Origin of the sequence: Streptomyces sp. NPDC127106 (assembly GCF_042677605.1) — a bacterium.
In the GTDB taxonomy this organism is placed as follows: domain Bacteria; phylum Actinomycetota; class Actinomycetes; order Streptomycetales; family Streptomycetaceae; genus Streptomyces.
In genome coordinates this window covers 20,672-31,248 of record NZ_JBHXTC010000030.1, presented here as the reverse complement: position 1 = coordinate 31,248, position 10,577 = coordinate 20,672, and the positions used below count along the sequence as shown (strand labels likewise).

Sequence of the window (10,577 nt, the reverse complement as noted above, 5' to 3'; positions counted from 1 at the left end):
GGGGGCGGCCCCGGGGGGGGCCCAACCCCGCACCCCCGGCCGCTACACCCGGCGGGGGCTTCCGGGCGGTGCGCGATACTGGGATTGAACCAGTGACCTCTTCCGTGTCAGGGAAGCGCTCTCCCGCTGAGCTAATCGCGCGGGCTCCACGGCTCGTAAGCCGCAGGTCAAACAGGTGTTGCTGGATACTGCGTGCGCGATACTGGGATTGAACCAGTGACCTCTTCCGTGTCAGGGAAGCGCTCTCCCGCTGAGCTAATCGCGCGGGGGACCCGAAGATCCAGTGGACGATACTGGGATTGAACCAGTGACCTCTTCCGTGTCAGGGAAGCGCTCTCCCGCTGAGCTAATCGTCCTTGGAGGTGGAGACGGGATTTGAACCCGTGTAGACGGCTTTGCAGGCCGTTGCCTCGCCTCTCGGCCACTCCACCTCGGAGCTGCGGGGGTTCTCGGGAAGACCCCCCACCTCAGAGCGGACGACGAGACTCGAACTCGCGACATCCACCTTGGCAAGGTGGTGCTCTACCAACTGAGCTACGTCCGCACTGTCGCCTTGTTCGCTCCGGGGTTTTTCCCCTTCGCTCCCTGGCGACGTGTTGAACTCTAGCGGATTCCCGGGCCAGCTCAAAAACGCGTTTCCGCAGCGTGCTGCCGCCCGATCACCACCGGTCACCCATCGGTCACCTCCACGGCGGCTTTCCGCCACCGGCCATAGACTCGCAGCCGTGCACGACCTGCTTCCTCTGGCCCGCTTCGGCGGCCTCCTCGCGACCGATCTCCGCGACGTCACCAGCGACCCCGCGGCGCTGGACTCCACCGGCTTCTGGGCGGTCGCCGCAGACTTCGAGGGTCGCCTGCTCTGCGCGCGGTTCGGCGACGTACGCCCCGCGCCCGTACCGGAGCCCGTCCCGGGTGCCTGGCGCGGCCCCGCCGCCGACCGGTGGTCCTCCTCCCTGGACCGGGCCGCGTACACGGCGGGCGTCCGCCGGATCCGCGCGCACATAGCCGCCGGCGAGGTCTACCAGGCCAACCTCTGCCGCGTGATGTCCGCGCCGCTGCCCGAGCCGGACCGCGCCGACGTGGACGCCCTGACCGCACTGCTCGCCCGCGGCAACCCGGCCCCGTACGCCGGAACGATCCGTCTTCCGGCGCACGGCGTCGAGATCGCCACCGCCTCGCCCGAGCTGTTCCTGCGCCGGGCCGGCCACCACGTGGAATCCGGCCCGATCAAGGGCACCGGGCGCACCGCCGCGGACCTCCTGCCCAAGGACCACGCCGAGAACGTGATGATCGTGGACCTCGTCCGCAACGACCTCGGCCGGGTCTGCGCCACCGGCTCCGTCACCGTTCCCGAGCTGTGCGCCGTCGAGGAGCACCCGGGCCTGGTCCACCTCGTCTCCACCGTCAGCGGGGAGCTGGCCGACGGCGCCGGCTGGCCGGAACTGCTCGCCGCGACCTTCCCGCCCGGCTCCGTCACCGGCGCCCCCAAGTCTTCCGCCCTGCGGATCATCGAGGCCCTGGAGACCGCCCCGCGCGGCCCCTACTGCGGCGGCATCGGCTGGGTCGACGCCGACCGCGGCACCGCCGAACTCGCCGTCGGCATCCGCACCTTCTGGATCGACCGGCAGGCCCCCGGCGGCCCGCGCCTGCTCTTCGGCACCGGCGCCGGCATCACCTGGGGCTCCGACCCCGACCGGGAATGGGCCGAGACCGAGCTGAAGGCCGCCCGGTTGCTGCGGGTAGCGTCGGGGCAGCATGCGGTGACTTCCACCCCTGGCTGAGCGGAGGGATCGTACGGTGATGATCTGGCTCGACGGCGCGCTGCGGGACGCCGAAAGCGCGCGGGTGTCCGTGTTCGACCACGGGCTGACCGTCGGCGACGGCGTGTTCGAGACACTGAAGGCGGAAGGGGGCCGGGTCTTCGCGCTCACCCGCCACGTGGCACGGCTGACCCGCTCGGCCCGCGGCCTCGGCCTGCCCGATCCGGACCCGGACGAGGTCCGCCGGGCCTGCGAGGCCGTCCTCGAAGCCAATCCCATGCCGCTGGGCCGGCTGCGCATCACGTACACCGGCGGGCTGTCGCCCCTCGGCTCCGACCGCGGCGACTCCGGGCCCACCCTGGTCGTCGCCGCCGGCGAGACCACCCGCAGGCCGGACACCACCTCCGTGATCACCGTGCCGTGGGTGCGCAACGAGCGGTCGGCCGTGGCCGGCCTGAAGAGCACCTCCTACGCGGAGAACGTGGTCGCGCTCGCCGCCGCCCACCAGTCCGCGGCCTCCGAAGCCCTGTTCGCCAACACCCTCGGACGGCTCTGCGAGGGCACCGGCTCCAACGTGTTCGTCGTCCTGGACGGCGAACTGCACACCCCGCCCCTGTCCTCCGGCTGCCTCGCCGGCATCACCCGCGCCCTCGTCGTCGAATGGGCCGGCGCCAAGGAGACCGACCTGCCCTTCGACGTGCTGGAACGGGCCGAGGAGGTCTTCTTGACCTCCACCCTGCGCGACGTCCAGGCCGTCCGCCGCGTCGACGGCCGCTCCCTGGCCACGACCGCCCCCGGCCCCGTCACGGCCGAGGCGATGCGGACCTTCGACGCGCGCGCCGCCGACGACCTCGATCCGTAACGGCGCCACCCCACCCCGTAACGGCGCCGCCCCGGAGCCGCCGCGCCCCGGAGCGGCCGCCCGGGCCGGAATCCGCTGTGCACGCGGCCGCGGGGCGGGTAGAACCTGAAGGATGACCACCACCCTGCGGCCCAGCGGGCCGCTCCAGCAGGGCGCCGGCGGCGCCCGGTCGCGTCCCTACGAGATCCGGGTCAACAGCAGGCGCGTGGGAGCCCTGCTGATCGCCTCCGACGGCGCCTTCGGCCCGGCCGTCGGCGAGATCCGCGGCCTGGCCGTCGACCCGCCCGACCGCGGGCGGGGCCGCGCCACGGTCGCGGCGCTCGCCGCGGAGGAGGTGCTGCGCGGCTGGGGATGCCGGCGCATCCGGGTCTCCGTGCCCGCGGCCTCGTCGGGCGGGCACCGCCTGGCCGAGGCCCTCGGGTACACCGAGTACAGCCGCAACATGGCCAAGCAGCTCCCCGCCGCCCCTCCCGCGCTGCCGAACGGGGTCCTCGGCCGGACGATGACGGCCGCCGAGTACGGGGAATGGCTCCCCAGGGCCGTCGAGGGCTACACCGAGGACATGGTCAGCCGCGGCATGCCGGCCGAGGCCGCCCGGGCCAAGTCGGAGGCCGACCACGCCGGGAGCCTGCCGGAGGGACCGGCCACGCCCGGCACGCACCTCCTCGTGCTGGAGGCCGCCGGCGTACCCGTCGGCACGGTCTGGGTGGGGCGGAACGACGAGGGCGGGTACGTCTACGACGTCGCGGTCGCCGAGCAGCACCGCGGCCGCGGGCACGGCCGGACCCTGATGCTGCTCGCCGAGCGCGCCGCCCTCGGCGCGGGCGAGCGCACCCTGGGGCTGCACGTCTTCTCGGGGAACGTCCCCGCACTGCGGCTCTACGAGTCCCTCGGCTACCGCCCGACCGGGCTGAACTACACCAAGGACCTGATCTAGCCCCCGGTCCCCGGCTGCCTAGCCCTCGCCCTCGGCGAGCAGCCGGTCCGCGATCTCCTCGATGCGGGCGCGCAGGCCCTCCTGGCTCTTGCCGCCGTCCAGGCGCTCGCCGCCGATGACGTAGGTGGGTGTGCCCGTCACACCGATCGCCTTGCCCTCGGCCTGGTCGGCGTCGACGATCAGGATGTGTCGGCCGTCGATCAGGGCGGTGTCGAACTCCTCGGCGTCGAGGCCGAGTTCGCGCGCCACGTCCAGCAGCACGGCCTCGCCGCGCTCGCCCAGCTCCGCGGTGCGGGCGAGGACGGCCTCCGCGTACGGCCAGCCCTGCCCCTGCTCGGCCGCCTCCTCGGCGGCCTGTGCCGCGGCGAAGGCGTGCTTGTGCTTCTCCAGCGGGAAGTGGCGCAGCCGGATGTCCAGCCGGTCGCCGTAGCGGGCCCGCAGGGCGCGTACGTCGTCCAGAGCGCTGTGGCAGTCCGAGCACTGGAGCTCGCACCAGACGTCGAGGATCACGGAATCGGTCATGCGGACAGTCTCCCAGCCGCCGCGTCCCGGCAGCGCCGCGCACCCCCTGAGGAGGAGGCCGACCCCGAGATGTCCCGGAGATCCGCCGCAGGTCCCTCCCGCGCATGGCCCCGGCGGCGGCGCCCGGTGCAGGATGGAAGGAACGGAGAAGCACCCCGCTGCCACCGCCGCCACCGCCCTGGAGGACCGCATGCTCGCCGAGACCATATGTTCCGCGCTGGCCGCGGCAGGCCTGGGCATCGCCGCGGTGACCGCCTACCGCAAGCGCTTCCTCGCGGCCGCCCGGATCGCGGCGTACGCGCTGGTGCCGGCCGGACTCGTGCTGACGGGTGTCGTGGCGTGGGCCTCCGACATCGTCTTCAAGCCGACCGTCTGGGCGGGCTTCGGCGTGCTCGCCCTGGCCTGGGCGCTGTTCGCGACCACCCGCGCGGTGGAGCGCCGCGCCCTCGGCAAGGCGGGCCAGGGCGACCGGGCGGCCGGGAAGGCCGGGAAGGCCGGCAGGCCCGGCAAGGCCGGCAGGGCACCGCGGGCTGCCCGGGGGAGCGCCGCACAGGAGGCCGTCGCCCCCGCCGCGTCCGCGCCCTCCCTCGGGCAGTCGGCCGCCCGCCCCAAGCCCGCGGCCGACGACGACTTCTCCGACATCGAGGCGATCCTGAAGAAGCACGGAATCTGAGCCGCCGCCCCCGGTTTGCCGCGCAGATGACGAGAAGGGGTGAACTCCCGCGCGAACGCTGGCGTGTTGGGGGCGCGGCCCGGGGCGCTGCGCCATCATCGCCCCGACATGCTCGATACATCGCAGGGTGAGCCGACGGTTCCCGCGCCGGCCGCCGCTCCCGCCCCCGTTGCCGAGGAGCCGCGAGGCTGCCTCTTCGCGCTTTCCCAGCCACCCCTGATGATCTTCCTAGGGGTGATCGGCACCCTGCTGCTGCTCGCCGCCGTGCATGATCTCTTCCTGCTCTGACGGTGCGGCGTCGGCTTCCTTGCGCCGCGCCCGGTACGCCGCCACGTGCAGCCGGTTCCCGCAGGTCCGGCTGTCGCAGTAGCGCCGCGAGCGGTTGCGGGACAGGTCCACGAAGGCCCGCCGGCAGTCGGGGGCCTCACAGCGGCGCAGCCGTTCCTGCTCGCCGGAGACCACGATGAAGGCCAGCGCCATGCCGCCGTCCGCCGCGAGGTGGTCGTCCAGCGAGGCGCCGGGGGCGAAATAGTGGACGTGCCAGTCGTAGTCGTCGTGATTGGTCAGCTGGGGCGTCGTACCGGCCGTGGCGACCAGCTCGTTGATCAGCGCGGCCGCGGCGCGGGGGTTCGGCGCCCCGAAGATCTGGGCGAACTTGCCGCGGACCGCGCGGACGCCCGCCAGGTCGCGGGCACCCAGCTCCCCGACGTCGCTGATCTTGTAGTCGCGGACGAATTCGCGCAGCGAGCCGACGTCCGCGAGCCCGTCGGGCTGGTCCGCCTCGGCCGCGGTGTTCACCAGCGCGACGACGACGTCGAGCGCGCCACGGGTGTCGTGGGGGATCTGCACGGAACTCGCTCCCTGTGGCCGGGCCTGCGGCGACGGGCCGGTGCCGCCGCTTGGGGGCCGACTCTAGCCGCCCGCGGCCGCCGCTGGGAGGTGCCCCCGGGCGGACCGCCGGAGCGGAAAGCGCACCGGCGCCGCCCTCGCGGGCGGCTTCCGCGAGAACAGCGCCGGCACTGCCGTATGTGGTTTTTCCCCAGCCCGCACCGTCGCCCCGAGTCGGACGGTGCGCAGTGGTCCCCGGTCGCTGCCGGGGGCGCTCCCCGCGGGGGCTGGCTCAGCTCTCCGCCAGGATGTGCGAGAGCTCCTTGTCCAGGTCGAAGTGCCGGTGTTCGGTCCCCGGTGGGACCGCGGCGTCCGTGCGCTTGAGGAATGACTCGAGCGCCCGGGCGGGTGCTTCGAGCAGTGCTTCTCCCTCCGGTGAGCTCAGGGCGATGCAGACGACGCCCTGACCGTGGCTGCGGGACGGCCAGACGCGGACGTCCCCGGTTCCGGTGGGCCGGTGGAGACCCTCCGCGAGGAGGTCGCGGGCGAACACCCATTCGACCGTCTCCTCGGCGCCGGTGTGGAAGGTGGCGTGCACGGCGTAGGGGTCGGCCGTGTCATACCGCAGGCCCGCGGGAACAGGCAGTGAGGACTCGCTCGACACAACGAGGCGCAGGTGCAGCTCGCAGCTGACCGTGGTGTTCATAAGCGCCAGGGCCTTTCGCTCAGTGTGCGCTCGGGGATTCGCACGTCGGCGAAATCGACATGCCACCTACGGTGCCGTTGTAAACCCCTCTGACCGTTTTGCGGACCTCTGGGTCACTCGGACGGCGGATCCACACCGCCGTACCCGTGTGCTTCCGGCTCCGGTAAATTCGTGCCCATGAGTACGGGGAGTGAGCGCGAGGCCCAAGGGTCCGCGGCCGGGCAGGCCAGCAACGAAGCCGGTGCCGAGAGCGCCGCGACCACCACCGAGGAAACGCCGCACGTGTCGAAGGCGCCCGCCTTCATCCGGCGCAGCCGCTCGCTGCACATCAGCTGGCAGGTCGGCGTCTTCGTCGTCGGCCTCGCCGTGATCGTCGCGGGCGCGGCCATGCTCGTCCTGCCCGGTCCCGGGTGGGTCGCGATCTTCGCGGGCCTGGCGATCTGGGCCACCGAGTTCGCCTGGGCGCACCTCGTCCTGCGCTGGACGAAGCGCAAGGTCACCGAGGCCGCCCAGAAGGCCCTCGACCCGAAGGTCCGCCGCCGCAACATCATCCTGACCACCGTGGGGCTCGTGATCGCCGGCGCGCTGATCGGCTTCTACCTCTGGAAGTACGGCCTCACCCTGCCCTGGGACCTCAAGGACCAGTGATGGTCAAAGGGCACCGCTGACATGGGGTAATGTTTGCGGTGCGCCCGGGCGATTAGCTCAGTGGGAGAGCGCTTCGTTCACACCGAAGAGGTCACTGGTTCGAACCCAGTATCGCCCACCCGGACCGAGGGCCCGGAGACGAAACCGTCTCCGGGCCCTCGGTGTTTTTCACCGGAATGGCCCCCGCCGGGGGGCCCACCTGCGGTGCCTACCGGAGCGGCCCACCGCAGGCCGCCCACCGCAGGCCGCCTACCGCAGGCGGCCGAGCACCGTCCGGAGCCGCCGCGCGTCCCGCAGCCGCTTCTCGTACGTCGCCCCCACCGCCAGGAGCAGCAGTCCCGCCAGCGCAGGCGGCACCCAGCGCGGCAGCAGCCCCACCACCTGGACCACGTACGGCGCCAGCTCGTGCAGGGCCACCGCCGCCAGGACACCGCCGCCCAGCAGCAGCGGAGCCTGGAGCCTGCGGTGCGCGCCCACCAGGGTCACCGCGAGCGACGCCGAGCCCAGCAGCAGCGGCCGCAACCAGTGCGGGTCCTGCCAGGCCTCCGCCAGGCTGGGCAGCAGCGTCGCCGCCAGCCCGGGCCCGTACGCCGTCCAGGACGAGCCCAGCGGGTCCCGTCGCCGGCGCAGCAGCCCCACCGCCAGGGCCGCCGCCGTCACCGGCACCGTGTACGCCTCCGTGACCGTCACCCCGGACACCCCCAGCCGCAGCCACGCCGCCACGACGCCCAGCACGGCGGCCGCCCAGCCCAGCCGGCGCCGCTCCGGCCGGACGGCCGCGCCCGCGCAGACCACCGCGGCCAGCGCGCACCCGAGCGACAGCACCGCCGGCTCCCGGCCCGCCACCGCGAGCGCCACCGCTCCCACCCCGGCCGCGGCCGCTTCCGCCGTCGGGCGCACCCGGCCCAGCCGCGGCCCCGCGGCCGCCGGCGCCGCGGCCACCGCCAGCAGCGGTAGGGACCACCAGGCCACCGCGAGCCCCGTCAGCGCGCACAGCGCCGCCACCACGGCCGCCGCGTACCCGACGGCGAGCACCGCCGCGCCCGCCCGCACCGCTGCCCCGGCGCTCCGCCGCGCCGCAACCGCGGCACACCCCGCACCCAGCAGCCCGAACACCGCGAAGGTGGCCCAGCGGCCGTCCAGCGCCGCCAGCGACACGTCCACGGCCCCGACCGCAGCGACCACCGCAGCCACCCGCCCGACAGCGCCCGCAATTCCCGAGCCGCTCGCCCCCGCGCCCGCGGCGCCACTCGGGCCTGCAGCAGGCCCCTCGGCCACGCCCGCGGTCCCGGCCGCCGCCCGCAGCGCCGCCACCGCGGCCGCCGCCGTCACGGCCAGCTGCACCCCGAGCACCACCGGCACCGGCAGCCCCTGACCCATCGGCGCCGTGAACAGTCCGGCCCAGCCGCACACCACCGCGACCGCACCCGCAGCCGCTCCCCCCGAAACACCCGCACCCGCGGCCGGCGCGCCCGTGCCCAGCGTTCCCGTGCCCGGCGTTCCCGTGACCGTGCCCGCCGCGCCGGCGCCCGCCAGGTCCGCGTCCGCAGCGCCCGCGTCCCGCTGGGCCGGCGGCAGGAGGCGGGTCGCCCACCAGGCGGTGACCGCCGCGAGCAGGAGGGTCGCCACCGCCGGGGCTCCCGGGCCGTATGCCGCCACCCCGGCCGGAACGGTCGGCGTCCATGCCTCCCGCACCACGTCCGCCCGCGACACGAGCGGCGCCACCGCCGAGGCCAGACCCCACAGCGCGGCCCCCGCCGCCACCACGACCCCCGCCCCGCCCAGCCCGCGCCGTACCGCCCCCGGCAGCGCGGCCCCCGCAGCCGCCCCCAGCAGCGGCAGCGCGAGCAGCAGGCACACCACTACAGGCCAGCCCGCCGCCAGCTCCGGCCGGACCGGCCCGGCGAGCGCCGCCACCGCCGCCAGACCGCCCGCCAGCGCGGCGCCCGACGCGGCCGGCACCCGCCAGGCCACCGCCACGCCCAGCGCCGCGCACCCCGCGACCAGCAGCGCGGGCGCCGCCGCCGCGGCCGCCGACTCCGCCGCCGCCAGGCCCGGCACACCGCACAGCAGCGCCCCGGCCCCGGACACCACCGCCAGGACCCACACCCCCGGCGCCGTCCGGGCCGCCCGGGCCCGCAGCCCCGCCGCGAAGCCACCGAACACCGCCAGGGCGCAGTCCAGGGCGGCCGTCGCCAGCAGCGCCCACCCGAGCCCCACCGGCCCCTCCGCCGCAGCGAGCGCCGCCAGCGGCAGCGGGAGCTGCGCCGCGAGCACCGCCCCCGCGGCCGGGACCACCAGCCTCGGCAGCAGCAGCCCGTACGCCGCCCACCCCGCGGCCAGCACGGCCGACGCCCCGGCCGCGTAGGCCGTGCCGCCGGTCCCGGGCAGGGCCGCCGCGTGCACCGCGTACGTGTCCAGCACCGTCAGCAGCAGCCCCACGGCCGCCACCGACTCGGCCGTCGACCGCAGCCCGCGCCGCAGCAGCAGCACCGGCGCGCCCAGGGCCGCCGCCGTCACCGCGCCGAGCACCACCGAGCGCCCCCCGATCCCCAGGGAGCCCCAGCTGACCAGGGTGAACGCGAGCGCCGCCACGGCCAGCAGCACCGCGCCCAGCGTCAGCAGCACGTTCTGCGCACCCGGGCCCGAAGCCTCCGCCGTCCGCACGGGCCGCGACACCGGCGCCCCGCCGGCAGACATCCCGGCCTGCGCCCCGGACCCCATCGCGAACTGCAGCAGCCAGGCCCGGCGGGCCAGCAAGTACCCGCGCCTGGCATCGATTTGAGCCAGCTCACGGTCGATCAGCGCCAGCTCCTCGGCGGGCGGCAGAGGCATGTTCATGCTCGGAGTGTGGCCCCGGTCACGCCCCGGGGACATGGGTGCGCGTACTCAGATCCGCGATGAGTACGCACGGGCCGTGCGCAGGCCCCGCCCGCGGGCCAGACTGAAGGGATGGACCACAGCCGCCCCGGCCGGTGGAGCCGCTACCGCTTCCGCAGCCTGTGGGACCTCGACGCCCCGCCCGAACGCGTCTACTCCGTACTGGAGCAGGCCGACGACTACGGGAGCTGGTGGCCGCAGGTCCGCGGCATCGAGCGGATCGACGCGCACAGCAGCAGGCTGCGCATCCGCTCCGTCCTCCCGTACGAGATCCGGATCACCGCCGCCGAGCTGCTGCGCGACCCCGCGCGCCGGGTCCTGGAGGCCGCCCTGCACGGGGACATCGAGGGATGGGCGCGCTGGACCGTACGCCCGCGCCCGGGAGGCGGCGGGACGAGGGTGCTGTACGAGCAGGAGGTCGAGGTGCGGCGGCCGCTGCTGCGCCGCATGTCACTGCCCGCCCGGCCGCTGTTCCGGCTGAACCACACGCTGATGATGCGGGCCGGACGGCGCGCCCTGGCCGTCCGGCTGGCAGCCGGTGCGGGCGCGGTTTGAACAGGACCCCGTGGCTCTTGTATTGTTCAGTGCGTTCCCGGGCGATTAGCTCAGCGGGAGAGCACTTCGTTCACACCGAAGGGGTCACTGGTTCGATCCCAGTATCGCCCACCGGGAGAGGGCGGGGGGGGGGGCGACAGGCACCGCCGACACCAGAACCACACCACACATGCACAGAAAAACCCCAGAAGCGGCCACCCCAGCGA

General features: G+C 74.8%; 11 protein-coding genes and 7 tRNA genes. 9 read left to right on the top strand and 9 right to left on the bottom strand.

Going from position 1 to position 10,577, the window contains the following annotated elements; translation table 11 throughout:
• Nucleotides 1-69 precede the first annotated feature (69 nt).
• The 5 genes from ACFVGY_RS23495 to ACFVGY_RS23475 all read right to left on the bottom strand — a co-directional run bounded on the left by ACFVGY_RS23495 (nucleotide 70) and on the right by ACFVGY_RS23475 (nucleotide 544).
• Nucleotides 70-141: transfer RNA gene (locus ACFVGY_RS23495), tRNA-Val, on the bottom strand.
• Between the two features lie 52 nt (nucleotides 142-193).
• Nucleotides 194-265 (bottom strand) — tRNA-Val (locus tag ACFVGY_RS23490).
• Nucleotides 266-284: 19 nt separating this feature from the next.
• Nucleotides 285-356 (bottom strand) — tRNA-Val (locus ACFVGY_RS23485).
• A 1-nt stretch (nucleotide 357) separates the two neighbouring features.
• Nucleotides 358-431, bottom strand: a tRNA-Cys gene (locus tag ACFVGY_RS23480).
• A gap of 40 nt (nucleotides 432-471) precedes the next feature.
• Nucleotides 472-544 (bottom strand) — tRNA-Gly (locus tag ACFVGY_RS23475).
• Between the two features lie 181 nt (nucleotides 545-725).
• Here ACFVGY_RS23475 and ACFVGY_RS23470 point away from each other — a divergent pair.
• The 3 genes from ACFVGY_RS23470 to ACFVGY_RS23460 all read left to right on the top strand — a co-directional run bounded on the left by ACFVGY_RS23470 (nucleotide 726) and on the right by ACFVGY_RS23460 (nucleotide 3,559).
• On the top strand, nucleotides 726-1,781 hold the full coding sequence (locus ACFVGY_RS23470; protein ID WP_385680408.1) for a chorismate-binding protein: 1,056 nt from the start codon (nucleotides 726-728) through the stop codon (nucleotides 1,779-1,781).
• A gap of 16 nt (nucleotides 1,782-1,797) precedes the next feature.
• Complete coding sequence (locus ACFVGY_RS23465) at nucleotides 1,798-2,622, top strand: aminotransferase class IV (protein ID WP_385680406.1); 825 nt, start codon at nucleotides 1,798-1,800, stop codon at nucleotides 2,620-2,622.
• A gap of 112 nt (nucleotides 2,623-2,734) precedes the next feature.
• Entirely contained in the window at nucleotides 2,735-3,559 is an 825-nt protein-coding gene (locus ACFVGY_RS23460) for a GNAT family N-acetyltransferase (protein WP_385680404.1), read from the top strand.
• Nucleotides 3,560-3,577: 18 nt separating this feature from the next.
• Here the strand turns inward: ACFVGY_RS23460 and ACFVGY_RS23455 are convergent, their stop codons facing one another.
• Nucleotides 3,578-4,081 carry a DsbA family protein gene (locus ACFVGY_RS23455; RefSeq protein WP_385680402.1) on the bottom strand — a complete coding sequence of 168 codons (504 nt, stop codon included), beginning with the start codon at nucleotides 4,079-4,081 and terminating at the stop codon, nucleotides 3,578-3,580.
• Nucleotides 4,082-4,214: 133 nt separating this feature from the next.
• On the opposite strand from ACFVGY_RS23455, the gene ACFVGY_RS23450 reads away from it, so the two are divergent.
• Both ACFVGY_RS23450 and ACFVGY_RS23445 read left to right on the top strand, forming a co-directional pair.
• Entirely contained in the window at nucleotides 4,215-4,754 is a 540-nt protein-coding gene (locus ACFVGY_RS23450) for a hypothetical protein (RefSeq protein ID WP_385680400.1), read from the top strand.
• A gap of 108 nt (nucleotides 4,755-4,862) precedes the next feature.
• A complete protein-coding gene (locus ACFVGY_RS23445) occupies nucleotides 4,863-5,042 on the top strand; it encodes a hypothetical protein (RefSeq protein WP_385680498.1) in 180 nt (59 codons plus the stop codon).
• Here ACFVGY_RS23445 and ACFVGY_RS23440 read toward each other — a convergent pair.
• Nucleotides 4,983-5,603, bottom strand: coding sequence for a CGNR zinc finger domain-containing protein (locus ACFVGY_RS23440; protein ID WP_385680398.1), 621 nt, complete (start codon nucleotides 5,601-5,603; stop codon nucleotides 4,983-4,985). The two genes, ACFVGY_RS23445 and ACFVGY_RS23440, sit on opposite strands and share 60 nt — an antisense overlap.
• A 271-nt stretch (nucleotides 5,604-5,874) precedes the next feature.
• Nucleotides 5,875-6,288, bottom strand: coding sequence for an SsgA family sporulation/cell division regulator (locus ACFVGY_RS23435; protein WP_030011909.1), 414 nt, complete (start codon nucleotides 6,286-6,288; stop codon nucleotides 5,875-5,877).
• Nucleotides 6,289-6,465: 177 nt separating this feature from the next.
• On the opposite strand from ACFVGY_RS23435, the gene ACFVGY_RS23430 reads away from it, so the two are divergent.
• Both ACFVGY_RS23430 and ACFVGY_RS23425 read left to right on the top strand, forming a co-directional pair.
• Nucleotides 6,466-6,936 carry a TIGR02611 family protein gene (locus ACFVGY_RS23430; RefSeq protein ID WP_385680396.1) on the top strand — a complete coding sequence of 157 codons (471 nt, stop codon included), beginning with the start codon at nucleotides 6,466-6,468 and terminating at the stop codon, nucleotides 6,934-6,936.
• 46 nt (nucleotides 6,937-6,982) lie between these two features.
• Nucleotides 6,983-7,054, top strand: a tRNA-Val gene (locus ACFVGY_RS23425).
• A 131-nt stretch (nucleotides 7,055-7,185) separates the two neighbouring features.
• Here the strand turns inward: ACFVGY_RS23425 and ACFVGY_RS23420 are convergent.
• The gene (locus tag ACFVGY_RS23420; RefSeq protein ID WP_385680394.1) at nucleotides 7,186-9,777 is read right to left on the bottom strand and encodes an SCO7613 C-terminal domain-containing membrane protein; all 2,592 of its coding nucleotides are present in this window, start codon (nucleotides 9,775-9,777) and stop codon (nucleotides 7,186-7,188) included.
• Nucleotides 9,778-9,888: 111 nt separating this feature from the next.
• On the opposite strand from ACFVGY_RS23420, the gene ACFVGY_RS23415 reads away from it, so the two are divergent.
• Nucleotides 9,889-10,371, top strand: coding sequence for an SRPBCC family protein (locus ACFVGY_RS23415; protein WP_385680392.1), 483 nt, complete (start codon nucleotides 9,889-9,891; stop codon nucleotides 10,369-10,371).
• Nucleotides 10,372-10,410: 39 nt separating this feature from the next.
• Nucleotides 10,411-10,482: transfer RNA gene (locus ACFVGY_RS23410), tRNA-Val, on the top strand.
• Nucleotides 10,483-10,577 lie beyond the last annotated feature (95 nt).

What these genes read in the sequence shown, in the direction of transcription:
- ACFVGY_RS23460 (WP_385680404.1), top strand. Translation starts at nt 2,735, where the DNA reads ATGACCACCACCCTGCGGCCCAGCGGGCCGCTCCAGCAGGGCGCCGGC.
- ACFVGY_RS23455 (WP_385680402.1), bottom strand. Translation starts at nt 4,081, where the DNA reads ATGACCGATTCCGTGATCCTCGACGTCTGGTGCGAGCTCCAGTGCTCG.
- ACFVGY_RS23450 (WP_385680400.1), top strand. Translation starts at nt 4,215, where the DNA reads ATGGAAGGAACGGAGAAGCACCCCGCTGCCACCGCCGCCACCGCCCTG.
- ACFVGY_RS23445 (WP_385680498.1), top strand. Translation starts at nt 4,863, where the DNA reads ATGCTCGATACATCGCAGGGTGAGCCGACGGTTCCCGCGCCGGCCGCC.
- ACFVGY_RS23435 (WP_030011909.1), bottom strand. Translation starts at nt 6,288, where the DNA reads ATGAACACCACGGTCAGCTGCGAGCTGCACCTGCGCCTCGTTGTGTCG.
- ACFVGY_RS23430 (WP_385680396.1), top strand. Translation starts at nt 6,466, where the DNA reads ATGAGTACGGGGAGTGAGCGCGAGGCCCAAGGGTCCGCGGCCGGGCAG.
- ACFVGY_RS23420 (WP_385680394.1), bottom strand. Translation starts at nt 9,777, where the DNA reads ATGAACATGCCTCTGCCGCCCGCCGAGGAGCTGGCGCTGATCGACCGT.
- ACFVGY_RS23415 (WP_385680392.1), top strand. Translation starts at nt 9,889, where the DNA reads ATGGACCACAGCCGCCCCGGCCGGTGGAGCCGCTACCGCTTCCGCAGC.